We start from the raw sequence: 24,096 nt of genomic DNA, 5'->3' as shown, positions 1-24,096 counted from the left end.
TGGCGCTACCAGTCTTCCTTTACCGCCAGCACCGCATCCTGTCCCGCTGCCGCCCGGCCCGCCAGCCAGGCGGTGAGGGTGCCCGAAGCCACCACGGCGGCGCACAGTGCCAGCAGGCGGGCAGCGGGCACGCGCAGCTCCATGGTCCAGTGAAAGCTTTGCGGGTTGACCACATGCACCAGCACCAACGCCACGGCCAGGCCCAGCAGCACGCCCACGGCCGCGCCCACGCCGGTCCATGCCGCGCCTTCACCGGCCACCACGGCCAGGATCTGCCGGCGGGTGAGGCCCAGGTGGGCCAGCAGGCCGAACTCTTTGCGCCGCGCCAGCACCTGCGCGCTGAAGCTGGCCGCCACGCCAAACAGGCCGATGCCAATGGCCACGGCCTGCAGCCAGTAGGTGACGGCGAAGCTGCGGTCGAAGATGCGCAACGAGCGCTCGCGGATGTCGCCGGACGAGACGAACTCCAGCCCTGCTGCGCCCGCACCCATTTCTGCCTCTGTTGCAGCACCAGGCGCGGCCAGCGCACGAATCGCCTGCTGCAACTGCGCCAGGTCAGTGCCATCGCGCGGCCACAGCGCCAGGTCGCTGGCACGCGCATCGCCCGTCAGGCGCAGGTAGTCGGTGCGGTCCATGGCCACGGCGCCCGACTGGCGAACATAGTCGCGCCATACGCCTGCTATGAAAAATATAGCTGCTTGCGATTGTCCTTCTTGCGCCAGAGGGCTGAAAGACCTTGAAAGTGCAGGCCACTCCATGCCGGGCTTCAGGCCATACAGGTCTACCACCGCTTCGCTGATGTAGACGCCCGTGCGGCCTGCGGGCACCGGCAGCGCCGCGCCCACCAGGGGTAGCCAGCGGGCCGGGTCGCCGGCCAGCGGGCGGCTCAGCAGCGTGAGGGCGGGGCGCTTGGCGTCCAGCTGCAGCGGGCTGGCGCGCAGGGGCTGCACGCGGGCCACACCGGGCAGCTGCGCCACGGCCTCGTCGAACCCGGGGGGCAACAAGGCTGCCTCGCCCCCCGCCGCGCTCAGGGCCGAGCGCACATACAGCGGGGACGGCAGCACCGCATCGAGCCACTCGGTGACCGAACCGCGAAAGCTGGCCACCATCACCGTCAGTGCCACGGCCAGGCTCAGGCTGGCCACCACGCCGCCCACGGCGATGGCAGCCGTGCCCCGCATGCGGCGCGCGCGCTCCAGGGGCAGCACCAGCATCAGACGGCCGGCCACCAGCGGGCGCAGGCGCTGCAGCAGCCAGGCCATGCCCCACGGCAGCAAGGCAATGCCGCCCACCAGCAGCAGACCAATGGCGAAGTAAGCGGCCAGTGCAATGCCAAAAATGGGTGGAGCGCTTGCCAGTAAAGCGCCACCAGCTATCAAAATAATACCGACCGTGGCACCAGAGCCCCGACCGGCTGCGGCGCCCAGGCCCTTGAGCGTTTGCGCGGGCGGCAAATGGCGGGCCGACTGGGCGGGCCACCAGCCGCCCACCAGCGCGGCGGCCACGCCCAGCGTGCCATAGAGCAGCGCTGCCGGGGTACTCCATTGCAGCGATGGCTGCACGCCGGCAAAGTAGCCACCCCCCAGGTCGCCCCCCAGCAGTTGCAGCGCGGTGGCCGCCAGTGCCGTGCCCAGCGCAATGCCGGCGACACTGCCCACCAGCCCCAGCAGGGCCGACTCGGCCAGCACCAGCGCCAGACGCTGGCGTGGCGTGGCGCCCAGCACCGCCAGCAACGCAAACTGGGGCGCGCGCTGCGCCACGCTGAGGGCCAGCACCGAAAACACCAGAAACGCCCCCGTGAACAGGGCCACCAGCGCCAGCACGGTGAGGTTGACGCGGTAGGCGCGCGACAGGTTGCCAATGCGCTGCACTGCATCGCCAGGCTCGGCCAGCATGGTGTTGGCCGGCCAGCCGGGCATTGACCGCAGCGCCTGCTGGAACGCGGCGCGGTCGGTGCCCGGTTGCAGTTGCAGGTCGATGCGGGTCAGGCGCCCTGCCTGGCCCCACAGGTCTTGCGCGGCGCCGATGTCCATCACGGCCAGCGGCGCACCGCCCGCAGCCACGGTGCCGGCCACGCGCACCGTGTACGACGTTGAAGTTGGCAGGCCCGTGTGCAGCCGCAGCGTTGCCGCGCCACTGCCGTTCGTCGCCAAGCCCAGCGCCTGCAAGGCCGCCGCGTTGAGAAACACCGTGGCCGGCGCCAGCATGGCCAGCCGTTCGCTGCCTGCGAAGGCGCGCGGCATGAGCGCCGGCGCCACGGCAGGCAGCAGCAGCGCATCCGCGCCCACCACCCGCAGCACCACGCGCGCCGGGGCGGGTGAGGTGCCCTGCGGTGTCGCTTCCGATGGGTTCGCCTGGGCCAGCGTGGAAAGCTCCAGCCATGGGCTGGCGCGCAGCACCTGCGGGTGGTTGGCCAGCTGCCCATACAGTGCTTCGGGCAGCGGGCCCTGCATGGCACGCAGCTCCAGATCGGGCTGGCCGTTCACCGCGCGCACGGCCTGCGAGAACTCGTCCAGGGCCGAGCTGTTGATCACATGCACGGCAAACGCCAGCGCAACGCCCAGCATCACGGCAGCCACCGCTGCGGCGCTGCGCCAGGGGTGGTGGCGCAGCTCCTGCCAGGAGAAGGTGCGAAGCAGAGCAAGCATGACCCGATTGTGACGGCGCAGCGTCGGCAAGGCAGGCTGTTGATGCAGATCAAACCCTGCCGGTCTGGCTCTTGAAATAAGGCAAGGCAGCGCGTATTTTGGGAACGGGGCCAGCGCTTCCTTGCCGGCCCGGTTGTCCAACCCTCACGTTCAGGAGCTTCACCATGAATTCTCTGGTTACCCGTGGCAGTTTGTTCGATGACTTCTTCAAGGACATCGCCCCCGGCTTTTATGTGCGCCCACTGCATGGCGAAGGCGTGCCATCGCCCACGCAGATCAAGGTGGACGTGAAGGAAACCGATGGCGGCTACACCGTGCAGGCCGAGGTGCCGGGCGTGCCCAAGGAAGACATTCAGGTCTCGATCGACGGCAATGTGGTCAGCCTGCGCGCCGAGGTGCGCCAGCATGACCAGAAGACCGAGGGCGAGAAGGTGCTGCGCTCCGAGCGCTATTTCGGCTCGGTGGCGCGCAGCTTTCAGTTGCCTGTGGATGTGGATGCCGCCCAGGCCAAGGCCAAATACGACAACGGCGTGCTGACGCTCACGCTGCCCAAGAAGCAGGGCGGCAGCGCGCAGCGGCTTTCGATCGAATAAGCGCTGGGCGGCGGCTGGCGGGCTGCTCAGCCGGCGATGCCGTCGGCGGTGAGGCGCAGCCGCCGGTCGGCGCGCGCGGCGGCGGTGTCCGAGTGCGTGACCAGCACCAACGAGGCGCCATGCTCGCGCGTCTGAGCGAGCAGCAGGTCCATCACGCGCGCGGCGGTGGTGGGGTCGAGGTTGCCCGTGGGCTCGTCGGCCAGCAGCAGGGCGGGGCGGTGCACCAGCGCGCGGGCAATGGCCACGCGCTGCAGTTGGCCACCGCTCAGTTGCTGCGGCAGGCGTTCGCCCAGGCCGGCCAGGCCCACGGCCGCCAGCATGTGCTGCACCCGATCGGGCTCGGTGCGGCCCAGCAGCATCAGCGGCAAGGCCACGTTCTGCGCCACATCGAGATGCGGCAGCACATGAAAGGCTTGGAACACAAACCCCACATGGGCGCGCCGCCAGAGGGCGCGTTGCGTTTCATCCAGCGGCGCCAGGTCGGTGCCGCCGTGCTTGATGCGCCCCGCGTCCCACCGGTCTAGCCCCGCCAGGCAGTTGAGCAGGGTGGATTTGCCCACGCCCGAATCGCCCACGATGGCCACAAACTCGCCCGACTGCACGGTGAACTGCACGTTGGCAAACACCGGCGTGCCGCCGTAATGCTTGGCCAGGGCCTCGACGTGTAGAACGCTGCTCATGGTGCGGCGTGCTCCGTGCGCTCCAGGCGCTGCAGCATGGCCTGCACCAGGCGGCCGGTGGCATCGGGCTGGTCGCAGGCAATGGCGTGGCGCTGTGGCATGCTGCGCAGCCAGGTGATCTGGCGTTTGGCCAACTGGCGGGTGGCGGCAATGCCACGCTCGCGCAGGCCGGCCAGGTCGAGCGGCGATGCGGGGCCGGCAGCGGCCTGGGCGTCCAGTGCCTCCCAGGCCTGGCGGTAGCCCACGCAACGCATGGAGGGCAGGTCGGGGTGCAGGTCGCCGCGGGCGCGCAACTGGCGCACTTCGTCTACAAAGCCTTGCGCCAGCATGGCGTCAAAGCGCAGGGCGATGCGCTCGTGCAGCCAGGCGCGGTGGTCGGGTTCAAGGGAAAAAATGGCCGTAGCGCTTATGGGGTCTGCGCTAGTAGCTCTCTTTTTTGTAGTGTGAAAGTGCGAGATGGGCTGACCGGAGACATGCGACACCTCCAGCGCGCGCTGGATGCGCTGGCTGTCGGCGGGCGCCAGGCGGGCGGCGGTAGCGGGGTCCACGCGGGCCAGTTCGGCGTGCAGGGCAGGCCAGCCTTGTTCCGCGGCCTGGGCCTCCAGCCGCGCGCGCACGGCAGGGTCGGCGGGGGGCATGTCGTCAATGCCATCGAACAAGGCCTTGAAATACAGCATGGTGCCGCCCACCAGCAGGGGCAGGGCGCCGCGCGCGCGGATCTCGCCGATGAGCCGCTGGGCGTCCTGCACGAACTCGGCCGCGCTATAGGCCTGCAACGGGTCGCGGATGTCGATCAGGTGGTGGGGCACGGCGGCCAGCTCGGCGCGCGTGGGCTTGGCGGTGCCAATGTCCATGCCCCGGTAGACCAGGGCCGAATCCACGCTGATGATCTCGACCGGCAGGCGCGGCGCCAGCACGGCGGCCAATGCCAGGGCGCCGGCCGTCTTGCCCGAGGCCGTGGGCCCCGCGATGGCGATGGTGGGCAGCGGTGTGTTCATGCCTTGGCCGGCTCCCCGAATTGCTGCACCAGCGTCCAGGCGGCGAGCGCGAGGCACAGGCTCCAGAACCACACGCCCAGGGCAAGCGGCAGCACCGTGCCGTCCATGCGCTGGCCCAGCCAGTGGCCCATGCCAAACGCCACCAGCATCATGACAAAGCCGTTCAGCGCGGCGGCTGTGCCGGCGGCTTTTGGAAAGGGGCCCACGGCGCCGCTCTGGCTGCAGGGCATGTGGATGCCATGCGCGATCTGGTACAGCAGAAAGGGCAGGGCATAGGCCCAGCCGCTTTGCACGCCTGCCAGGGCAGCCACGCCCATCAGCGTGCCGCCCGTGGCGCTCAGCAGTCCGGCCAGCGCCATGCTGCGGCGCAGCCCCCAGCGCACCAGCAGGCGTCGGCAAAGCACCGTGCCGGTGATGTACATCGCCGCGTTGCACGACAGCAGCAGGCCATAGGCCGTGGGGCTCCAGCCCAGCACCTGGATGAAGGTGAACGACGAGGCTGCCAGGTAGGTGAACAGGCCTGCATAGGTGAACGTGGTGGTGGCCGAAAAAGCCAGAAACGTGGGGTGGCGCAGGATCTGCACCCAGGTGCGCAGCAAGTGTGTGGGGTGCAGCGCCAGCGGGTTGGGGCGGGCCAGGGTTTCTTCAAAACGCAGCAGGATCAGCAGCAGCGCCAAGCCGCCAAAACAGCCCAGCGCTGCCATCGTGGCGCGCCAGCCCAGGTGGCCCGCCAGCAGACCGCCCAGCGGCGGGCTCAGGCAGGCAATGATGCCCAGGCCCGTGAGGGCGCGCGACATGGCGTGCGCCCCTTCCACCGGGGCATACAGGTCGCGCACCACGGCGCGCGCGCCCATCACGCCGGCGCCCATGGCGGCGCCCTGCACGGTGCGCCAGAAGATCAGCGCTTCCATCGATTGCGCCAGCGCGCAGCCCAGCGCGGCCAGCACGTAGGCCACCAGCCCTGTCAGCAGGATGGGGCGGCGCCCCCAGCGGTCCGACAGCGGCCCCCACACCAGTTGCGAGCAGCCAAACGCCAGCAGCAACGCCGTGAGTGTGAGCTGCGATTGCGCCATGCTGGCCTGCAGTTGCGCCTTGATGGTTGGCAGCGCGGGCAGATACAGGTCGGTGGTGACCGGCTGCAGGCCCAGCAGCAGCGCCAGCACAAGTACGGCCAGGCCGGGGTGGATGGGGGCAGCCGTTGGCGCTGCGGTGTTGGAGGTGGCAGACATGGGCATCAGGAGCAAGCGCCGCGAACGCTGCGCTGGTCGGTCACGCCCTCCAGCACCTTGAGAAATCCATACTGGAGCAGGCGCAACATGCCCTGCGCAGTGGCGGCCTCGAATAACTGGTCCACGGGGGCGCGTGTCTGGATGAGCTTTTTGATCTCGGGCGATGCAGCCATCAGCTCGTAAATGCCTACGCGGCCCTTGTAGCCGGTGTGGTCGCAATGGCTGCACCCCTGCGCCTTGTACAACACCCAGTCCGACTGGCCCGAGGGCACGAAGCGTTGTTGCCAGTCGCCGAGCACCCGCTCGGGATCGAGTCGGGTTCCTGAGGCATAGTCGCGGGCCAGCTGCTTCAACTCCTCGCATGTGGGGGTGTAGGGCTGTTTGCAGGCAGGGCACAGGCGGCGTGCCAGGCGCTGGCTCAGCACGCCCACCAGGGCGTCGGCAAAATTGAAAGGATCGAGCCCCATGTCCAGCATGCGGATCACGCTTTCCGGGGCGCTGTTGGTGTGCAGGGTGGACATCACCATGTGGCCGGTGAGCGATGCTTCAATGGCGATATGCGCGGTTTCGCTGTCGCGCATTTCGCCCACCATTATCACATCCGGATCAGCCCGCAGAAAGGCCCGCATGGCGGCCGCAAAGGTGAGCCCGATGCGCGGGTGCATCTGGATCTGGCGCAGTCCCTGGTGCGTGATTTCAATGGGGTCCTCGGCTGTCCAGATCTTGGTGTCCGGGTGGTTCACCTCGGCCATGAGCGAGTGCAGGGTGGTGGTCTTGCCCGAGCCCGTGGGGCCGCACACCAAAATGAGCCCGTAGCTGCGATGCACCATCTTTTGCAGCTGCTCGACCAGCTGTCCATCCATGCCCAGCTTGTCCAGAGCAATGGGCTTGGACGATGCCAGCAGGCGCATCATGATGTCTTCCAGCCCGTTGGTGGTGGGCAGCACGGCCACCCGCAATTCCAGCTTGCTGTGGCCGAAGCGCGAAAAGTCGATCTTTCCGTCCTGCGGCAGGCGGTGCTCGGAAATATCGAGGTTGGCCATGATCTTGATGCGCGACAGCAAGGCAGCACGCAGCACGAACGGTATGCGCATGTACTCCATCAGATCACCGTCCACGCGCAAACGGATCAGCGTAGGCTGTTCTTCGGGGTAGGCTTCGATGTGGATGTCGGAGGCCCCGCGCGCCTGCGCGTCCAAGATGGTCTTGTTGACCAGGCGGACCACGAGACTGTCGTTGTCTGACACCTGCCTTTGCAGATCCCCACGGCCGGGGGCCGTGTCATTGGCACTGAGCCGCTGGGAAAGTTGTCGCAACTCTTCTTCGATGGACAGATCGGGGCCGTCCATGTCGACCTTCGAATACTCGAACGTGATGCGCTTGGACAGCTCCTCAGGGTTCGCAATGACCGGGACCACCTGCTTTTGTGCCGAAAAGCGCAGTTCGTCGAGGTAGTCTGCGTCCACCGGGCTCTCCACGGCCACCACGAGGCTCTTGTCACTCACCAGGAGGGGGAGCACCTGGTGCTCTACCGCGTATTCCTTGGGCACCAGGCGCAGAACCTCAGGCGGGATCACAAACCCGTCGAGCGCCACCTGGGGAATGCTGAACTGTTCGGCCACCGCATCGGTCAGCTGGGCTCGGCTCAACACTCCCATCTCGACCAGAATGTTGCCCAGCAGGTGCCGCTTGTTCCGCTTCATTAGTCCCAGGGCTTCGCGCATTTGGTTGTCGTTCACCATGCCCTGGTTGATCAGGAGATCGCCCAGCCGCATCGGCACGAAGCTGCCGATTTTCGCGACCTGTTCGGTGAGCTGCTGCGGATCCCGGATGGGGCCTGCTGCCGCCGCTGTGCCCGGTTGTGCTTCGTTGCGCCGTCGCTCCTGTTCGGTCAGCGCCTGTTGCACCGTGGCCGCACTGACCAATTGGGAGCGGATCAGGTGCTGGCCCAGCAGACCGCCTACCTGGTAGCTCTGCAGTGCCGTGGCGGGGATGAAGATCCGTACGCAATGGCCGGAGTCTGTGATCAGAAAGAAGAAAAGGCCGTGACGGGTCTTCACAAAGCCCTTGGTGTCGCCGCGCAAGTGCTCTCCATCCGCAAAATGAACGGTGAAGGGGCGCGATGCCGTGTTGACCTCGTGGCCACCAGCCGTCCGGTAGCTTGCAGTGAGCTCCTCGTCGGCCGTCAGCGCAATTGGGGGCATCAGCTGGATGCTCTTGATGGTGGAAAAGTGCAGATCAAGAGTGCCTTGCCCATTGTTGAGGGCCAGGGTGGCGCGTTGCGCATCCGGCTCGAACCGCTCCAGCACACCATGCCGCGTTTCACCATGGGTGGTGAAAAGAATGGCCTCGGCCTGCGTGATCGCGTCTGCGGGCCGGCCGTCGCGGAAAAACGGCGGAAACGGCCAGTGCTGCATGCGCGATGGGTAACTCATGAGAGGCGGGATGCCGATTGCATGGGAGACGATGTGTCGATGGAAAGATCCCCGGCATCTGCGGTGCTGATGCCCGCCGAGAGGCGCACGCGCAGCGCAAGATCGGTGCGCGAATCGGCATTGTGCAGCGCCTCCTCCAGCGAAATCCGTCCGTCCGTGTAGAGCGCGTACAACGCCTGGTCGAAGGCGCACATGCCGATTTCGGTGCTGCGCCCCATGGTCTCCTTGATGCCCGAGAACTCTCCCTTGGCGATCAAATCGGCGATGTAGGGCGAGTTGAGCATCACTTCGACCGCCGGCACCAGCTTTTCGTGCAGGCCCGGAATCAGCCGCTGCGACACCACGCCGGCCAGGTTCAGGCTCAGGTCGATGAGCAGCTGGCGGTGGGCGTCTTCGGGGAAGAAATTGATGACCCGTTCCATCGCCTGGTTGGCGTTGTTGGCGTGCAGCGTGGACAGGCACAGGTGGCCGGTTTCCGCATAGGCAATGGCCTGTTTCATGGTGTTGCGGTCGCGGATTTCGCCGATCATGATCACATCGGGTGCTTCGCGTAGCGCGTTCTTGAGCGCCTCTTCGTACGACAGAGTGTCGATGCCGACTTCCCGCTGATTCACCACCGAGCGCTTGTGGGCATGCAGAAACTCCAGCGGGTCCTCGATGGTGAGAATGTGCCCCGTCACGTTTTCATTGCGGTAGTTGATCATCGAGGCCAGCGTGGTGGACTTGCCCGAGCCCGTGGCCCCGGTTACCAGCACCAGCCCGCGCTTGCGCAGCACGAGTTTTTCAAGGATCGGCGGCAGGCCCAGCGCGGCCAGCGGCGGAATCTTGTTCTTGATGTAGCGAATCACCATGCCGGTTTCGCCACGCTGTACAAACACATTCACCCGAAAGCGCCCCAGGTTTTCGGCCGAGATGGAGAGGTTCATCTCCATCCTGGCCTCGAACTCGCTGATCTGCTTTTCGTTCATGACCGAATAGGCCAGCTGCTTGACCTGCCCGGGGTGCAGCGCAGGCATTTTCAGCGGATGCGTGACGCCCTCAATCTTGAGGTTGACGGGCGCACCCACGCTGAAGAACAGGTCGGAACCGCCCTTTTCGACCATGGCGTTCAGAAAGCTGAATATTTCCACTGTGAGTCCCGTGATTCGTGGCAATTTGTATCGAATGGGAGCATAGCCTGCCATCACCCCCGAGCAATAAAAAAGGGGCCGAAGCCCCTTGGGTTGGGTGCGCGAATGCGCGTGGGTGGCTTACACCACGCCCTGTGCCAGCATGGCGTCGGCCACCTTCACAAAGCCGGCGATGTTGGCGCCGTCGATGTAGCTGACCGTGCCGTCGGCACGTTGCCCGTACTTCAGGCAGGCGGCATGGATGCCTTGCATGATCTGCAGCAGGCGGGCGTCCACTTCTTCGGCGGGCCAGCACAGGCGGGCCGCGTTCTGGCTCATTTCCAGGCCCGAGGTGGCCACGCCACCGGCATTCGAGGCCTTGCCCGGTGCATACAGCACGCCAGCGGCTTCAAACGCCTTGGCGGCTTCGATGGTGGAAGGCATGTTGGCGCCTTCGGCCACGCACAGCACGCCGTTCTTGATCAGGGTGGCGGCATCGGCAGCGTTGAGCTCGTTTTGCGTGGCGCAGGGCAGGGCCACGTCCACGGGGATGTGCCATGGCGTCTTGCCGGCCTGGAACTCGGCGCCCACCAGCTGGGCGTAGTCGTTGACGCGGCCGTATTTGTGGTTCTTCACTTCCATCAGGATGGCCAGCTTTTCGGGCGTGAAACCGTCCTTGTCGTACACCGTGCCGCTCGAGTCGGACACCGACACCACCTTGGCACCCAGGGCCATGGCCTTTTCCACGGCGTACTGCGCCACGTTGCCCGATCCGGACACCGACACTGTTTTGCCGTCAAACGACTGGCCACGGGTCTTGAGCATCTCTTGCGCAAAGTAAACGGTGCCGTAGCCGGTGGCCTCGGGGCGGATCAGCGAGCCGCCAAACGACAGGCCCTTGCCCGTGAACACGCAGTCGGCACGGTTGCTGAGCTTCTTGTACATGCCGGCCATGTATCCCACCTCGCGGCCACCCACGCCGATGTCACCGGCCGGCACATCGGTGTCGGCGCCGACATGGCGGAACAGTTCCGACACAAAGGCCTGGCAAAAACGCATCACTTCGCCGGGGCTCTTGCCCTTGGGGTCGAAATCGGAGCCACCCTTGCCGCCGCCCATGGGCAGCGTGGTCAGCGCGTTCTTGAAGGTCTGCTCGAATGCCAGGAACTTGAGCACCGACAGGTTCACCGAGGGGTGAAAGCGCAGGCCGCCCTTGTAGGGGCCGATGGCCATGCTGTGCTGGATGCGGTAGCCGCGGTTGACTTGCACGCTGCCGTGGTCGTCCACCCACGACACGCGGAACATCACGATGCGCTCCGGCTCAACCAAGCGCTCCAGCAGGCCGTGCTCGGCGTAGCGGGGATGCTTTTCGATGAAGGGCCACAGGCTTTCCATGACTTCTGTGACAGCCTGCAGAAATTCAGGTTGGCCAGGGTTGCGCTGTGCGACCTGCGCGAGGAAGCTGTCTACGGACTCGTACTTCATGGAAAAGAGACTTTCTGTGCAAAAAAACGATGAATGCGGCGTTGCGGCCCCGGATTATGTCAAAAAGACATGTGCTCATGCATAACTGCGCACGGTGGTGGGGCATTGTTCGTGGGCGCTGCCAGTTTTTGGTGCGCACGGGTGCTCGGTTTTGGTGCGTGCGCGTGTCATGCACCTGACATGGTCTGTCCCCACAGTGGGCCGCTTCAACTTCACACTACAGGGGCGGACGAGATGCGCAAACAACAAGCGGCAAAAGCCGGGGTTCTGGGTCTGACTGTGGCCGCTGCGCTGGTGGCGTGCGGTGGCAGCGATGGTGTGAGCTACCCCACGCTCGCGGGTGATCGGCCGCTGGTGATCGGGCACCGCGGGGCGTCAGGCTACCTGCCAGACCACACCCTCGAGGGCTACAAGAAGGCGATCGAGTTGGGTGCCGATTTCATCGAGCCCGATCTGGTGGCCACGAAGGACGGCGCGCTCATCGCCCGCCACGAGCCCAACATCACCGGCACCACCGACGTGTCCACCCGGGCCGAATTTGCCAGCCGCAAGACCAAGAAAGTGGTCGATGGCGTGGAAGAAGAAGGCTGGTTCGCGTCGGATTTCACGCTGACCGAAATCAAGACCCTGCGCGCCATTCAGCCCATGGCCGACCGCGACCAGAGCTACAACGGCAAGTACCAGATCCCCACGCTCGATGAAGTACTGGATTTGGCCAAGAGCGAAGGCGCCAAAGCCGGCCGCACCGTGGGCGTGTACCCCGAAACCAAGCACCCCACCTACCACGCCAACCTGGGCCTCAAACTCGAAGACCGCCTGCTTGCCACGCTCGCCAAGTACGGCTACACCACCAAGGCCTCGCCCGTGATCGTGCAGTCGTTCGAGGTGTCCAACCTCAAATACCTGCGCACCAAGACGCAGATCCGCCTGGTGCAACTGGTGGATGCCAACGATATCAACGCCGATGGCAGCATGGACCTGACGGCACCCTACGACAAGCCGTACGACTTTGCCGTGGCCGATGACAAGCGCACCTTTGCCAGCCTGCTCACCCCCGAAGGCCTGAAAGAGGTGAAAACCTATGCCGACGGCGTGGGCCCGTGGAAGCCGTATCTGATTTCCTCCAAACAAGTGGATGCCAACAACGACGGCAAGGCCGACGACCTCAACGGCGATGGCAAGATCGATGACCGTGACCGCGTGATGATGGCACCCACCAACGTGGTCAAGGACGCGCACGCCGCAGGCTTGTTTGTGCATGCCTACACCTTCCGCAGCGAGGCCAAGCGTCTGGCGTCGGACTTCAAGGGTGACCCCAAGGCCGAATACAAGCTGTTCTTCAACCTGGGCGTGGATGGCGTGTTCAGCGATTTCCCGGACAACGCCAAGGCAGCGCGCGACAACTGAGCTGTTCTTTCGGTTGCAGACAAAAGAAAGGCCCGCAGTTGCCAAGCCCCTCGCTTAACTTGTTGAAACGAGGGGGCCGGAAACGTCCCTTCCAAGGGCCCCCTCCATCGGATGGGGCCTTTTTCATTGGCCGAGGAGTTCAGACGGGCTGATTGGCGCGCTGGTCAGACCCAGGCGCATGGCTGGTGTCATGCCGTCGCGGCCAGCGAGGCAGTAGTTGTAGTAGGCCCTGAAGACGGTCAGCAGCTTGCCGATGTTCTCCGGCTGGTAGGCGCTGTAGCCGTACCAAGTCCGCCCAGCCTTGCTGGAGGTCGCGACTGGCCGCTCCAGCATGTTCAGGCGCCGGCGCACAGACATGAAGAATCGGTCGATTGCGTGCAGGCTGGCCTTCAGGTGCAACCGGGCCTTGTGGTCCTCGTCCAGGTCCCCGAAGTCGGTGAGGTAGCAGACTGCCTTCTCGGGTTCGGCCTGATTCGGAAACGGGTGCGCCGCCCAGCGGTCCGACCACTTGCCAATCGTGGCCGCCGCGGCGAGCTCCCGCTTCATCATGAGCACCTTGACCTGGTGCTCATCGAGCTCCGGGTTCGCATCGCACTCGGCCGCGAACGCGTCTTTCGAGCGGCGGATGACCTTGCGCTTGGCGTCAACCGACAGCTCCTTGCCCAGTCGGACGAAGAACGCGTCGGCTCGGCGGTCACGGATTTCGTCCTCGAACGCGGCCAGGCAGGCCGCCCGGATGCCCGACTCCTGGTCCATGTAGAAGCGCAGCTTCTCTGCGGACGACAGCAGCCCGTGCAGGTAATAGAAGTGCGCGTACATGGTGTACTCCGCGTGCACCTGCATGCCCGTCGCTGGGAAGCGCTGGTGCGCTCCGACCATCTCGGGCGATTCCACGTCGCCGCGAATCTCGGCCTCTTGATAGGTCTTGAGAATGTCTTCTTCGAGGGTCAGCCCGCTGCGTATCCGCTTCGCAACCCGGGTGGCGGAATCGGCCACAGCCTTCGTGTAGTCCGGCCTGAGCCACAGCCTGGCGTACCGGCGGAAAGGTGCGGCAGCCGTGTAGTCGCCGCAGCTCGCGGCGTCCGCCTCGACGGTATCGGCGCTCAAACTGCCATCGAAGTTGATGTGCATGCCGTAGACGAAGCCGGTCTCCAGGTCCGCGGTGCCCAGGGCGCGGATAACCACGTTGCGCCTGTCCTTGCGGTGCGTCCAGTTGACCGCGTACTCCTGGCGGTCTATGGCTAGGTATCGCTTGGTCCCTCGGACCACCTCGGGCAACCTGCGCTCGTGCTTGGCCGCGAAGGCCTCCGCCTGCTTGGCGAAGAAGTCCAGCTTGTCGTAGACCGTCTGGGGGCTGATGCCGTGTGCCTCCGTGATGCGCGTCAGGGGCATCTTGTTCATCAACGAGGTGAGCACCGGGACGTTCTTGCGCGGCTCACGCTGGCGCAGCGTGGCCCGAAGGGGCTCAGAAAACGTCTTCTTGCAGGTTCGGCACCGATAGCGTGCCGACCCACCCTCAGTCTTGCCGAACCGGTAGTACGCTGCTGGGTTCGGCGCCGACACGGCGCCATTCGAACAGCCAGGCCGCGGGCAGCACAAGGGCGCCCGGTCGACGAAAGGCGCCAAGAGGCGGGTCAGTTCCTCGACTACGCCAAGGTTGCTCTTGAGAGGGATGGACTCCTTGCACAGGAGGCAATGCAAGTTCGGCAGCCCCGCCCCGAACGCGCCGAGCCGGTAGTCGACGCCAGGAGCAGCGCCTGCCTTGGCCCGCCGCGCGTACTTCACCGCAACCGCCGGAGGCACGCCGTAATTGGCGCAGCGCGGGTTCTTGCAGAAGTTGACTTGCAGCGGCCGCTTGGCACCGCCAAAGAACGCATATTCCGAGTCCTCCGGAATCCGTGCCTTCGGGGGTGCTGGAGGCGTGATTGGAGATACCAAGAAAACTGCCCCGTAAGTCGTTGAACTTACGGGGCAGTATGCCGAATCAGGCCCTACTTTTCAACAGGTTAAGCGAGGGGCTTGCGCAGTTGCGGGCCTTTCTTTTTATCCGTTGGCGAATTAGCGCCCGCGCAAGAACAGCGCGTCCAGCTCCTTCATGCTCAGCTGTCGCCAAGTGGGGCGGCCATGGTTGCACTGGTCTGAGCGGTCGGTGGTTTCCATCTGCCGCAGCAGGGCGTTCATTTCGTCCAGGGTGAGCTTGCGGTTGGCCCGCACGGCGCCGTGGCAGGCCATGGTGCCCAGGATTTCATTGCGCGCGCGCTGCACCACCGTGCTGGCGTCATGGGCGGCCAGTTCGGCCAGCACGCTGCGGGCCAGCTCTACGGGGTCACCAAAACCTGATGTTGTGGCCAGCGTGGTGGGCACGGCGCGCACGGCCAAGGTCTTGGGCGAGAAGGGCACCACCTCCAGGCCCAGCGTGGCCAGCACCTCGGCCGACGCTTCGGCGGTAGCTACTTCTTCGGGCGTGGCGGCAAAGGTGGCAGGAATCAGCAGCGGCTGGCTGGCTATGCGGGCGCCGCTGTCCACCTGGGCCTTCAGGCGCTCATAGACGATGCGTTCGTGGGCGGCGTGCATGTCCACCACCACCAGGCCCTTTGCGTTCTCGGCCAGGATGTACACGCCGTGGAGCTGGGCCACCGCGCGGCCCAGCGGCCAGGTGGCTTCGTCGCTATCGCGGCCCGCAGACCCAGCCGCATCCGCCGCTGTCGGTGCGCGATAGGCGGGCTGCGCTGTGCCGCTCGCCGCGCCCGGGCCCGTGCCTGGCGCCACCGGGCCCGGGTTGATGAAGGCAACGCCTGCATTGCCAGCAGGAACCGTTTCTTTCCTGGGCCCCCATAGGGCCTGCAGGTCAGCCACATGGTGGCCCCGTTCTTCAAATTTGATAGCTGCTTGCGCTTGCCAAATATGCGCTAGCGGCTGTTTTGGCTTGAAATCGTCGGCGCCACCGGGGGCGGTATCTGTTTCGGGGGCGGCAGCGGTCCCGGCGGCGAGCGCTGCGGCGCGCGGGGCGGCCAGCGCGTTTTCGACCGCGTGGCGCACGGCCTGGTGCACCTCGCGGCTGTCACGAAAGCGCACCTCGATCTTGGTGGGGTGCACGTTCACGTCCACACGGGCCGGGTCGATCTCCACATACAGCGCATACACCGGCTGCTTGTGGCCATGCAGCACGTCTTCGTAGGCGCTGCGCGCCGCGTGCGTGAGCACCTTGTCGCGCACGAAGCGGCCGTTGACATAGCAGTATTGCTGGTCGGCGCGCGAGCGGGCGGCGTCGGGCAGGCCTGCGCGGCCCGTGACGGTGACGGGGCCGGCGCGGTGCTGCACGGCCACCGACTGCGCCACGAAGTCTTCGCCCAGCACGTCGGCCAGGCGGCGCGCCAAGGCGTCCTGCAGGTGGGCGTCGCCGGGCACGAAGGTGGCGCGCCACTGCTCCACCAGCTTGCCCTCGTGCCAGATGGCAAAGCCCACATCGGGCCGCGCCAGCGCGTGGCGGCGCACCGATTCGATGCAGTGGGCCAGCTCGGTGGCGTCGGTCTTCAAGAACTTGCGGCGCGCGGGGGTGGAGAAAAACAGCTCTTTCACCTCCACCGTGGTGCCGGTGCCGCGTGCCACCGGGCGCAGCTCGCCGCTGCGGGCATCGAGCAAAAAGGCGCCCGGCTGGTGCGCGGGGCGCGATAGCAGCGCCATCTCCGACACCGAGCCGATGGCCGCCAGCGCTTCGCCCCGAAAACCCATGGTGGCCACGGTTTCCAGATCGCTCAGGCTGGTGATCTTGCTGGTGGCGTGGCGGCGCAGGGCAATGGGCAGCTCGTCGTGCGGAATGCCGCAGCCGTCGTCTTCCACGGCGATCAGCCGCACGCCACCGGCCAGCAGGCGCACGGTGACCTGCGTGGCGCCCGAGTCGAGCGCGTTGTCCACCAGTTCACGCACCACGGAGGCCGGGCGCTCCACCACCTCGCCAGCGGCGATCTGGCTGATGAGCTCGTCGGGCAGGTCGCGGATGGGGCGGCGGGGCTTTGGGGAGGGCAAGGTGTCGTTCACCGGGCGATTTTAGGGCGGGGCCTTGCAGGGGCATCGGGCGGGCGGCGCCGGGCGGTGGGGATAATGCGCGCTGCCTCGTTTTGCCGGAACCCCCATGGAATTTGTGTCTTTTCTGATCGACTTCATCCTGCATGTCGACAAATACCTCGAAGCCTTTGTCGCCAGTTATGGGGCCTGGGTGTATGCCCTGCTGTTTCTGATCGTGTTTGTGGAAACCGGGCTGGTGGTCATGCCCTTTTTGCCAGGCGACTCGCTGTTGTTCATCGTGGGCGCGCTGTGCGGGGCGGGGATGATGAGTTTTCCGCTGGCCTGCGCCGTGCTGATTGCGGCGGCGATCCTGGGCGACCAGTGCAACTACTCGATTGGCCGGTATTTCGGCCCCAAGGTGTTCCAGTGGGAAGACTCGCGCTGGTTCAACCGTCGGGCGTTCAACCAGGCCCATGATTTTTACGAGCGCTATGGCGGCATCACCATCGTGATTGCGCGCTTCATGCCGTTCATTCGCACCTTTGCCCCGTTCGTGGCCGGCGTGGCGCAGATGGGGCGCGGCAAGTTCACGGCCTTCAACGTGGGCGGAGCCCTGCTGTGGGTGCTGGGGATCTGCTCTGCCGGGTATTTCTTTGGCAACTTTGCCTGGGTGAAGGAAAACCTGGACAAGATCATCTGGGCCCTGATTCTTGTTCCCGGGCTGATCGCGATCTTTGGCGCCTGGCGCGCCGGCCGCAAACCCAACGCGGCCTGACAGACAAAAAAAAGTGCCTGGCGCGGAATCATTCCGCGCCAGGCACTTTTTCTTGTCAGGCCGATGGATTAACGGCGGGGCTGGCTTTGATCGCGGTCTTTGCCGATTTCATTGCCGATGAGGGCGCCGGCTGCGGCACCGCCCACGGTGCCCAGCGTTCCGCCAAGCACGGCATTGCCGGCAACCCCGCCCACGACGGCGCCGACGCCGGTGCCGATCTGGGCACTGGAAGGATTGGAGGCGCAGCCGCCCAGGGCGAGGGTGGCAGCGCAAACGACAGAAGCGATAACGGTAAGACGGACGTTCATTGAGGGATCCTTTGGCTTTGTTGATGTGTGGCACAACCGGGGGGCTGACATCGCAGTCAGAGCCGCCACGGGGCACAAGCCCACTATCGCGCGCCATCGAATCTGGCGCTGTAGGAAGCACCGGCCAGCCGGTGTAGGACAAGGGGACGGTGAGCGCGGCCCGGAGCCCAGTGTGCCCATTGGGGCGCGCTGGTTCGTCAGCCCGGGGCCAGGCAGATGGTGACCAGCAGCGAGGCGTCCTCCACGGCCGTCAGGGCGTGCAGGGCCCGCGGCTGCAGGTGCACCAGATCGCCCGCACGCAGCATGTGCGTGGTGCTGCCGGCCTTGAACTCCACGGCGCCTTCAATGCACTGCACGGTCACTTCACCGGGGGTGTGGTGCTCGCGCATGCTCTTGCCGGCGCGCAGCACCACGCGCATGACTTCCAGCTGGCCCGCCTTGAGGATGGCGCTGGAGGTGGCCTGTGCAAGGCCATCGCCCAGTGGAAGCACACTGACGACCTGGCCAGAAGGGGTGTGGGTGAGTGCCATGGGGGTCTCCCTGTGCAGCCGTGTCAACGGATCATCCCTACACTGACCGGCTGCGCGCCAGCGGCGGGTTCTTGGCGAAATAGCGCGTGATGCCGCGCATCAGCGCATCCGCCAGTTGCACCTGGTAGGCGGTGCTGCGCAGGCGCGCTTCTTCCTCGGGGTTGCTGATGAAGGCGGTCTCGACCAGCACGCTCGGAATGTCGGGGCCTTGAGCACGGCAAAGCCCGCCTGCTCTACCCGGGGCTTGTGCAGCTTGCCCACATTGCCGATCTCGCCCAGCAGCACCGTGCCGAGCTTGAGGCTGTCGTTGATCTGCGCCGTGGTGCTCATGTCGAGCAGGGCGCGCTGCACATGCCGGTCTTTCGACTGCACGTTGATGCCCCCCACCAGATCGGCCTGGTTTTCCTTGTTGGCCAGCCAGCGCGCCGCCGTGCTGGAGGCGCCGCCCTGGCTCAGCGCAAACACGCTGGCGCCGCGGGCGGCGGGTGTGGTGAAAGCGTCGGCATGGATGCTGACAAACAGGTCGGCCTGCACACGGCGCGCCTTCTCGACGCGGGTGCCCAGCGGCACGAAGAAATCACCATCGCGCGTGAGGTAAGCGCGCATGGGGTTGCCGCCCACGGTGGTGGCGTTGATGCGGTCGCGCAGCAGGTGCGCCACGCGCAGCACCACGTCTTTTTCGCGGGTGCCACCGGGGCCGATCGCGCCGGGGTCTTCGCCGCCATGGCCGGGGTCCAGCGCCACGATGATGATGCGGTCGGTCTGCGTGGCGCTGGCCCGGGGGCCGCCCGGGCTGCGTGCCGAGGGCTGTGCCGGGGCGGCGGCGGTGGCCACTGTGGCTGCGGCGGGCACGATCTGCGGTTCTTCGGGCGGCAGCGCGCGCGTGGCGCGCTGGGCCATCAGCTCGCCCAGCGGGTCTTTCTCTGGCGGGCGCGTGGCTGTGACGGACTGCGGTGTGTGCGGCGGTGGGGCGGCGTGGGCGGTGGCTGCGATCCCCGCCGCGGGCGCTGCGCGCAGGCGCTCGGCAATCAGGGCTTCGAGCGGGTCCACCGGGTCTGCGGGGTACAGGTCCAGCACCAGCCGGTGGCCATAGGCGGCCACGGGCGGTAGCGTGAAAACCTGGGGCTGCGCGGCCTGCTTGAGATCAATCACCAGGCGCACCACCCCGGGCGTGTTCTGGCCCACGCGGATGCCTGCAATGTTGGGGTCGTCGGCCTTGACCTTGGCCACCAGCTCGCGCAGCTCGGGGCTGAGGTCGATGCCTTCGATGTCCACCGCCAGGCGGGGCGGGGTGGTGACGAACAGCTGCTTGGTGGTGAGCTGCCCGTCGGATTCGATGGTGACGCGCGAATACTCGGGCGCAGGCCACACGCGCACCGCCAAAATGGTGGCGCCCCGTGCAATCTGCTGTGTGCCCAGCAGCAGCACCAGGCTGCCAGCCTGCAGCAGCGTGCGGCGCGATGGGGCGGACGGCATGGGCGGTTGCAGCGGGCCGGGGTTGGGTGTCATGCGGTCATTCCTTGCAGCAGGCTGCGGCCCAGGGGCGTGTGGGCATGCAGCGTGACCTTCCTTTCGGTTTCGTCAGTTGCTTCAATGTGTATAGCAAGGTCGGCAAGCGGGGTAAGCGCCGCAGCCTTTTCTGGCCATTCTGCCACCTTGAGGCCCGGGCTGGCAAAAATGTCCCTGAAACCCGCGTCTTCCCATTCGCGCGGGTCGTCAAAACGGTAGAAGTCGAAGTGCCACACCGTCGTGGCGTGAGGGGCGAGGCCCGGCGCCTCGTGTGGCTCGGCCACGGCATAGGTGGGGCTTTTGATGCGGCCCTGCACGCCCAGTGCGCGCAGCAGGTGGCGCACCAGCGTGGTCTTGCCGGCGCCCAGATCGCCATGCAGCGTGACGAAGGCATTGGCCAGCAGGGGCTGTGCGGCCAGCGCGCGGGCCCATGCCGCCGTGTCGTCTTCGCTGTGCCAGGTCAGCACGCGGGCGCCGTCGGCAGGGGCTTGTGGGGCGGAGGTTTCTACAATCCGGCCGATATGTGGTGCAACAGTCAACTCGTTCCTCAAATGCGGGAGTGGGCCCGTGAGCTGGGATTTTCCCAAATTGGCGTGGCGGGTGTGGATTTGTCTGCATCCGAGCCGGGGTTGATGCAGTGGCTGGCGCAAGGTTTCCATGGCGACATGCATTACATGGCCGCGCATGGCCTCAAGCGCGCCCGCCCGGCCGAGCTGGTGCCGGGCACCGTGAGCGTGATCACCGCGCGCATGGACTACCTGCCGCGCGACACCGCCATGGACGCGCCACAAGGCTGGCAGGCCGTCGAGTTTGCGCGCCTATCGCGCCCGTTGGAAGGCATTGTGTCGATGTATGCCCGTGGGCGTGATTACCACAAGGTGCTGCGCGCACGCCTGCAAAAGCTCAGCGACCGCATTGGCGAGGCCGTGGGGCCTTTTGGCCACCGCGTGTTCACCGACTCGGCGCCCGTGCTTGAGGCCGAGCTGGCCGCGCGCAGTGGCCAGGGCTGGCGCGGCAAGCACACGCTGGTGCTCAACCGCGAGGCCGGCTCGATGTTTTTCCTGGGCGAGATCTACGTGGACATGGCGCTGCTGCCCAGCGAGCCCGTTACTGCGCACTGCGGCAGTTGCAGCGCCTGCATCGACGTGTGCCCCACACGGGCCATCATTGCGCCGCACCGGCTGGATGCGCGCCGCTGCATCTCGTACCTCACCATCGAGCACGCGGGGCCGATTCCGCTGGAGCTGCGCCCGCTGATGGGCAACCGCATCTATGGCTGCGACGATTGCCAGCTGATCTGCCCCTGGAACAAGTTTGCGCAGGTCAGCCGCCTGCCGGATTTTGACGAGCGCAAGGGCCTGGCGGGCCAGCAGCTGGTGCATCTGTTTGCCTGGGACGAGGCCACCTTTTTGCGCATGACCGAGGGTGGCCCCATCCGCCGCATTGGCCACGAGCGCTGGCTGCGCAATGTGGCGGTGGCGCTGGGCAACGCGCTGCGTGCCACGGGTGACGAGGCAGTGCGCGCGGCGCTGCAGTCACGGGCGGAAGACCCCAGCGCGCTGGTGCGCGAGCATGTGGCCTGGGCGCTTGAATTTGAATGAAAAGTGCCGCTGGCGCTTTATGGATAAGCGCTAATAGCTATCAAAACAGGAGTGTTCAGCCCCTTGCCAGCAGCCCGGTGGCTTGGAGCGTGCCCACCAGCCCATCCACAAACTGTGCATAGCCCGCCGCATTGGCATGCACGCTGTCGGCCCGCAGTTGCGCGTTGGCCAGCACATCCGCCCAGCCCTTGCTGTGCAGCGGAATCTTCAGTTCGCTGGCGATGTCCTCGTACATGGCGTGATCGCTCAAGCGGCCCGCCGCCGCCATCAGCGACAGCTCGGGCACGGCCACCAGCAGCACCTGGGCGCCGCTGGCGCGGGCCTGCTCGCAGATCTGGCGCACCTGGTTGCGTGTGACCGAAGCGTTCAGGCGGCGCAAGAAGTCGTTGCCGCCAATGCTCACGATCACCAGCGCGGGGTTGTGCGTTTGCAGCAACGCGGGCAGCCGCTCCAGCGCCTGCGCCGAGGTGTCGCCCGACACGCCGCCATTGATGACCTTCCAGCCTGTCCGGCGCTGCAGCACGGCGGGGTAAGCGGCGTCGGGTGATGCAGCGCCCACGCCCGAGGTCAGCGAATCGCCCAGGGCCAGCACCGTAGCATCGGGTGCAACGGCCCGGGCATGCGGTGTTTTGCGGCCACAGGCGGCAAGCGGTGCCAGCATGGCTGCCACCAGCACGCGCCGGCGCGCGGGGCGGCTGGGGCCGCGTGTGCCGGATGGATCTGGCTGGCGTGCCTTCATCGCAAAAAACCCAGCGCAAAAGGCAGGCTCACCACGCCCAGCAGCGTGGACAGTGTGACCAGCCCGGCCACATACGGCCCGTTGTAGCCCATGCGCGCCGCCAGCACATAGCAGGTGGAGGCCGTGGGCAGCGCTGAAAACGCCAGCAGCACGGTGGTCTGCACAGAATTGAGCGCGAACACATGGGCCATGCCAAAGGCAATGAGCGGCTGTACCAGGTGGCGGATGGACAGCACGGTGGTGCTCAGCGTCTTGCTGCGCGTGAGCAGGCCGAATTGCATGCCCGCGCCCGCCGCCATCAGTCCCAGTGCCAGCGACGCCGCGCTGATGCGGCCCACGGTGGGCTCCAGCCAATCGGGAATGCGAAAACCCAGCAGGTTGGCCACCAGCCCCGAGGCGGTGGCAACGATGAGGGGGTTGCGCAGCAGTTCGCGCGCAAAGCCGTGCTGGCCGTGGCGCGCCATGGGCCACACGGCGGCCACGTTGAACAGGGGCACGCACACACCGATCAGCACGGCAATCATCAGCAGGCCCTGCGCGCCGGCCAGCCGCTCGGCCAGCGCCAGGCCGATGAAGGAGTTGAAGCGAAACGCCACCTGGGCACTGGCTGCGTGGTCGCGGGCGTCAATCCGTTTGCCCAGCCAGGGCCAGTGCGGCAGGCTGTAGGCCAGTGCAATGCCAGCCATGCCGGACAGCAGACCTGCGCCAATCAGGCCCGACGCGGCGCCGATGTCCACCGGGCTTCTGACGATGGACTGGAATAGCAGCACGGGAAACAGCAGGTAGTACACCAGGCTCTCCACGGGCTGCCAGACGGAGCGGTTGAGGGCAGTGTAGCGACAGACCAGGTAGCCGAAGAGGATGAGGGTGAAGTCGGGGAGAAGGAGCTGGGCGTAATTCACGGCGCCGAGAATACCTGATGGGGCGGTTGTCTGCGGGTTAGCCCCTATGGGGAATCCATGGGCAGGACGGTCGTTGAATGCGCATAACATGGCAGGGTTGTAACCCTCACAAAGGAGAACTGAATGCACCGTCGTCAATGGCTCGCTCTCACCCTTGCGGCCGCAGCGGGCACCGCCGCAGCCCAGGGCTATCCCAACAAGATCATCAAGCTGCAAGTGCCATTTGCGCCCGGTGGCACCACCGACATCATCGCTCGCGTCATTGCCGACCCGCTGGGTCGCGCGCTGGGCCAGAGCGTGATCGTGGAAAACAAGTCGGGTGGCGGCGGCATCGTGGGCGCCAACGAAACGGCCAAGTCGGCACCCGACGGCTACACGCTCGGCGTGGCCACGGTGTCCACCACGGCGGCCAATCCGGCCATCAACCCCAAGACGCCGTACAACCCGCTGACCGATTTCACGCCCATCATCAACATCGCGGCCACGCCCAACATCATTGCGGTGCACCCCAGCTTCCCGGCCAAGGACTACAAGTCCTTCGTGGCCGAAGTCAAGAAGGCCCCCGGCAAGTATTCGTATGCATCGTCCGGCACGGGCGGCATTGGCCACCTGCAGATGGAGCTGTACAAGAATCTCTCGGGCACCTTCGTGACCCACATCCCCTACCGTGGTGCAGGCCCCGCCCTGAACGACACCGTGGCCGGCCAGGTGCCCATGATCTTTGACAACCTGCCTTCGGCGCTGCCTTTCATCAAGGAAAACCGCTTGGTGCCCATCGTGGTGGCCGCGCCGCAGCGCGTGGCTGCCTTGCCCAATGTGCCGACCTTCAAGGAACTGGGCCTGGAGCCGGTGAACCGCATGGCCTATTACGGCATCGTCGGCCCCAAGGGCTTGCCCAAGGACATCGTCGACAAGATCAACGCCGCCGTGCGCAAGGCCCTGGAAGATCCGGCCGTGAAAAAGCGCATCGAAGAAACAGGTGCGCTCATCGTGGGTAATACCCCTGAGCAGTTCGCCGCGCAGATCAAGGCCGAGTACGCGGTGTACAAGGATGTGGTGGCCAAGCAGAAGCTGACGCTGGAATGAAAGGGCAACGCCGAACAAGTCCTCGCGTGCCGCGCATCCCTGTTTTGGGCGGTCTGT

General features: G+C 66.1%; 19 protein-coding genes and 1 pseudogene. 5 read left to right on the top strand and 15 right to left on the bottom strand.

The window, feature by feature from the left end; genetic code table 11:
* Nucleotides 1-5 precede the first annotated feature (5 nt).
* Nucleotides 6-2,648, bottom strand: coding sequence for an ABC transporter permease (locus tag CBP34_RS13840; protein ID WP_094098376.1), 2,643 nt, complete (start codon nucleotides 2,646-2,648; stop codon nucleotides 6-8).
* Between the two features lie 164 nt (nucleotides 2,649-2,812).
* Between CBP34_RS13840 and CBP34_RS13835 the strand changes: the two genes are divergently transcribed.
* Nucleotides 2,813-3,241, top strand: a complete 429-nt coding sequence (locus tag CBP34_RS13835; RefSeq protein WP_086912959.1) for an Hsp20/alpha crystallin family protein — start codon at nucleotides 2,813-2,815, stop codon at nucleotides 3,239-3,241.
* 26 nt (nucleotides 3,242-3,267) lie between these two features.
* Here the strand turns inward: CBP34_RS13835 and CBP34_RS13830 are convergent, their stop codons facing one another.
* The 6 genes from CBP34_RS13830 to gdhA all read right to left on the bottom strand — a co-directional run bounded on the left by CBP34_RS13830 (nucleotide 3,268) and on the right by gdhA (nucleotide 11,177).
* Nucleotides 3,268-3,921: an ABC transporter ATP-binding protein gene (locus tag CBP34_RS13830; protein WP_094098375.1), complete on the bottom strand. Its 654-nt coding sequence runs from the start codon at nucleotides 3,919-3,921 to the stop codon at nucleotides 3,268-3,270.
* A complete protein-coding gene (gene miaA, locus CBP34_RS13825; protein WP_094098374.1) occupies nucleotides 3,918-4,919 on the bottom strand; it encodes a tRNA (adenosine(37)-N6)-dimethylallyltransferase MiaA in 1,002 nt (333 codons plus the stop codon). Before miaA ends, CBP34_RS13830 begins: the two co-directional genes overlap by 4 nt.
* A complete protein-coding gene (locus CBP34_RS13820; RefSeq protein ID WP_094099185.1) occupies nucleotides 4,916-6,148 on the bottom strand; it encodes a multidrug effflux MFS transporter in 1,233 nt (410 codons plus the stop codon). Before CBP34_RS13820 ends, miaA begins: the two co-directional genes overlap by 4 nt.
* A gap of 5 nt (nucleotides 6,149-6,153) precedes the next feature.
* Nucleotides 6,154-8,583 carry a GspE/PulE family protein gene (locus CBP34_RS13815; RefSeq protein WP_094098373.1) on the bottom strand — a complete coding sequence of 810 codons (2,430 nt, stop codon included), beginning with the start codon at nucleotides 8,581-8,583 and terminating at the stop codon, nucleotides 6,154-6,156.
* The gene (locus CBP34_RS13810) at nucleotides 8,580-9,713 is read right to left on the bottom strand and encodes a PilT/PilU family type 4a pilus ATPase (RefSeq protein WP_157896483.1); all 1,134 of its coding nucleotides are present in this window, start codon (nucleotides 9,711-9,713) and stop codon (nucleotides 8,580-8,582) included. Before CBP34_RS13810 ends, CBP34_RS13815 begins: the two co-directional genes overlap by 4 nt.
* Before the next feature lie 120 nt (nucleotides 9,714-9,833).
* Nucleotides 9,834-11,177, bottom strand: coding sequence for an NADP-specific glutamate dehydrogenase (gene gdhA / locus CBP34_RS13805; protein WP_094098371.1), 1,344 nt, complete (start codon nucleotides 11,175-11,177; stop codon nucleotides 9,834-9,836).
* A 234-nt stretch (nucleotides 11,178-11,411) separates the two neighbouring features.
* Here gdhA and CBP34_RS13800 point away from each other — a divergent pair, with 234 nt between their 5' ends.
* On the top strand, nucleotides 11,412-12,584 hold the full coding sequence (locus CBP34_RS13800; protein WP_094098370.1) for a glycerophosphodiester phosphodiesterase: 1,173 nt from the start codon (nucleotides 11,412-11,414) through the stop codon (nucleotides 12,582-12,584).
* A gap of 123 nt (nucleotides 12,585-12,707) precedes the next feature.
* Here the strand turns inward: CBP34_RS13800 and CBP34_RS13795 are convergent, their stop codons facing one another.
* Together CBP34_RS13795 and mutL are read right to left on the bottom strand one after the other, a co-directional pair.
* Nucleotides 12,708-14,522: an IS1 family transposase gene (locus CBP34_RS13795; protein ID WP_208616336.1), complete on the bottom strand. Its 1,815-nt coding sequence runs from the start codon at nucleotides 14,520-14,522 to the stop codon at nucleotides 12,708-12,710.
* Between the two features lie 120 nt (nucleotides 14,523-14,642).
* Entirely contained in the window at nucleotides 14,643-16,622 is a 1,980-nt protein-coding gene (mutL, locus tag CBP34_RS13790; protein WP_094098369.1) for a DNA mismatch repair endonuclease MutL, read from the bottom strand.
* A gap of 94 nt (nucleotides 16,623-16,716) precedes the next feature.
* On the opposite strand from mutL, the gene CBP34_RS13785 reads away from it, so the two are divergent.
* Entirely contained in the window at nucleotides 16,717-17,364 is a 648-nt protein-coding gene (locus CBP34_RS13785) for a DedA family protein (protein WP_094098368.1), read from the top strand.
* Between the two features lie 68 nt (nucleotides 17,365-17,432).
* Here CBP34_RS13785 and CBP34_RS13780 read toward each other — a convergent pair whose 3' ends face one another.
* The 4 genes and pseudogenes from CBP34_RS13780 to tsaE all read right to left on the bottom strand — a co-directional run bounded on the left by CBP34_RS13780 (nucleotide 17,433) and on the right by tsaE (nucleotide 20,250).
* The gene (locus CBP34_RS13780) at nucleotides 17,433-17,672 is read right to left on the bottom strand and encodes a glycine zipper 2TM domain-containing protein (protein WP_094098367.1); all 240 of its coding nucleotides are present in this window, start codon (nucleotides 17,670-17,672) and stop codon (nucleotides 17,433-17,435) included.
* Nucleotides 17,673-17,869: 197 nt separating this feature from the next.
* Nucleotides 17,870-18,202 (bottom strand): cupin domain-containing protein, encoded by a 333-nt coding sequence (locus tag CBP34_RS13775; protein WP_094098366.1) that lies wholly within the window; start codon nucleotides 18,200-18,202, stop codon nucleotides 17,870-17,872.
* Nucleotides 18,203-18,239: 37 nt separating this feature from the next.
* Nucleotides 18,240-19,678, bottom strand: a pseudogene (locus CBP34_RS13770) (N-acetylmuramoyl-L-alanine amidase).
* A 29-nt stretch (nucleotides 19,679-19,707) separates the two neighbouring features.
* On the bottom strand, nucleotides 19,708-20,250 hold the full coding sequence (gene tsaE / locus CBP34_RS13765) for a tRNA (adenosine(37)-N6)-threonylcarbamoyltransferase complex ATPase subunit type 1 TsaE (RefSeq protein WP_157896482.1): 543 nt from the start codon (nucleotides 20,248-20,250) through the stop codon (nucleotides 19,708-19,710).
* Nucleotides 20,251-20,262: 12 nt separating this feature from the next.
* Here tsaE and queG point away from each other — a divergent pair, with 12 nt between their 5' ends.
* Nucleotides 20,263-21,312 carry a tRNA epoxyqueuosine(34) reductase QueG gene (queG, locus tag CBP34_RS13760; protein WP_094098365.1) on the top strand — a complete coding sequence of 350 codons (1,050 nt, stop codon included), beginning with the start codon at nucleotides 20,263-20,265 and terminating at the stop codon, nucleotides 21,310-21,312.
* A gap of 55 nt (nucleotides 21,313-21,367) precedes the next feature.
* On the opposite strand, the gene CBP34_RS13755 is transcribed toward queG, so the two are convergent.
* Nucleotides 21,368-21,973 (bottom strand): GDSL-type esterase/lipase family protein, encoded by a 606-nt coding sequence (locus tag CBP34_RS13755; protein ID WP_208616337.1) that lies wholly within the window; start codon nucleotides 21,971-21,973, stop codon nucleotides 21,368-21,370.
* A gap of 74 nt (nucleotides 21,974-22,047) precedes the next feature.
* The gene (locus CBP34_RS13750; RefSeq protein WP_094098363.1) at nucleotides 22,048-22,953 is read right to left on the bottom strand and encodes an AEC family transporter; all 906 of its coding nucleotides are present in this window, start codon (nucleotides 22,951-22,953) and stop codon (nucleotides 22,048-22,050) included.
* Between the two features lie 123 nt (nucleotides 22,954-23,076).
* On the opposite strand from CBP34_RS13750, the gene CBP34_RS13745 reads away from it, so the two are divergent.
* Nucleotides 23,077-24,039 (top strand): tripartite tricarboxylate transporter substrate binding protein BugE, encoded by a 963-nt coding sequence (locus tag CBP34_RS13745; protein WP_094098362.1) that lies wholly within the window; start codon nucleotides 23,077-23,079, stop codon nucleotides 24,037-24,039.
* Nucleotides 24,040-24,096 lie beyond the last annotated feature (57 nt).

Origin of the sequence: Acidovorax carolinensis (genome assembly GCF_002157145.1) — a bacterium.
GTDB lineage: Bacteria > Pseudomonadota > Gammaproteobacteria > Burkholderiales > Burkholderiaceae_C > Acidovorax > Acidovorax carolinensis.
The sequence above is the reverse complement of the archived record's forward strand: the minus strand, read 5'-3'. Positions and strand labels throughout refer to the sequence as shown.

What these genes read in the sequence shown, in the direction of transcription:
- CBP34_RS13755 (WP_208616337.1), bottom strand. Translation starts at nt 21,973, where the DNA reads ATGCTGGCACCGCTTGCCGCCTGTGGCCGCAAAACACCGCATGCCCGG.
- CBP34_RS13840 (WP_094098376.1), bottom strand. Translation starts at nt 2,648, where the DNA reads ATGCTTGCTCTGCTTCGCACCTTCTCCTGGCAGGAGCTGCGCCACCAC.
- CBP34_RS13800 (WP_094098370.1), top strand. Translation starts at nt 11,412, where the DNA reads ATGCGCAAACAACAAGCGGCAAAAGCCGGGGTTCTGGGTCTGACTGTG.
- CBP34_RS13820 (WP_094099185.1), bottom strand. Translation starts at nt 6,148, where the DNA reads ATGTCTGCCACCTCCAACACCGCAGCGCCAACGGCTGCCCCCATCCAC.
- CBP34_RS13830 (WP_094098375.1), bottom strand. Translation starts at nt 3,921, where the DNA reads ATGAGCAGCGTTCTACACGTCGAGGCCCTGGCCAAGCATTACGGCGGC.
- CBP34_RS13775 (WP_094098366.1), bottom strand. Translation starts at nt 18,202, where the DNA reads ATGGCACTCACCCACACCCCTTCTGGCCAGGTCGTCAGTGTGCTTCCA.
- CBP34_RS13815 (WP_094098373.1), bottom strand. Translation starts at nt 8,583, where the DNA reads ATGAGTTACCCATCGCGCATGCAGCACTGGCCGTTTCCGCCGTTTTTC.
- CBP34_RS13780 (WP_094098367.1), bottom strand. Translation starts at nt 17,672, where the DNA reads ATGAACGTCCGTCTTACCGTTATCGCTTCTGTCGTTTGCGCTGCCACC.
- gdhA (WP_094098371.1), bottom strand. Translation starts at nt 11,177, where the DNA reads ATGAAGTACGAGTCCGTAGACAGCTTCCTCGCGCAGGTCGCACAGCGC.
- CBP34_RS13835 (WP_086912959.1), top strand. Translation starts at nt 2,813, where the DNA reads ATGAATTCTCTGGTTACCCGTGGCAGTTTGTTCGATGACTTCTTCAAG.
- queG (WP_094098365.1), top strand. Translation starts at nt 20,263, where the DNA reads ATGCGGGAGTGGGCCCGTGAGCTGGGATTTTCCCAAATTGGCGTGGCG.
- miaA (WP_094098374.1), bottom strand. Translation starts at nt 4,919, where the DNA reads ATGAACACACCGCTGCCCACCATCGCCATCGCGGGGCCCACGGCCTCG.
- CBP34_RS13785 (WP_094098368.1), top strand. Translation starts at nt 16,717, where the DNA reads ATGGAATTTGTGTCTTTTCTGATCGACTTCATCCTGCATGTCGACAAA.
- CBP34_RS13745 (WP_094098362.1), top strand. Translation starts at nt 23,077, where the DNA reads ATGCACCGTCGTCAATGGCTCGCTCTCACCCTTGCGGCCGCAGCGGGC.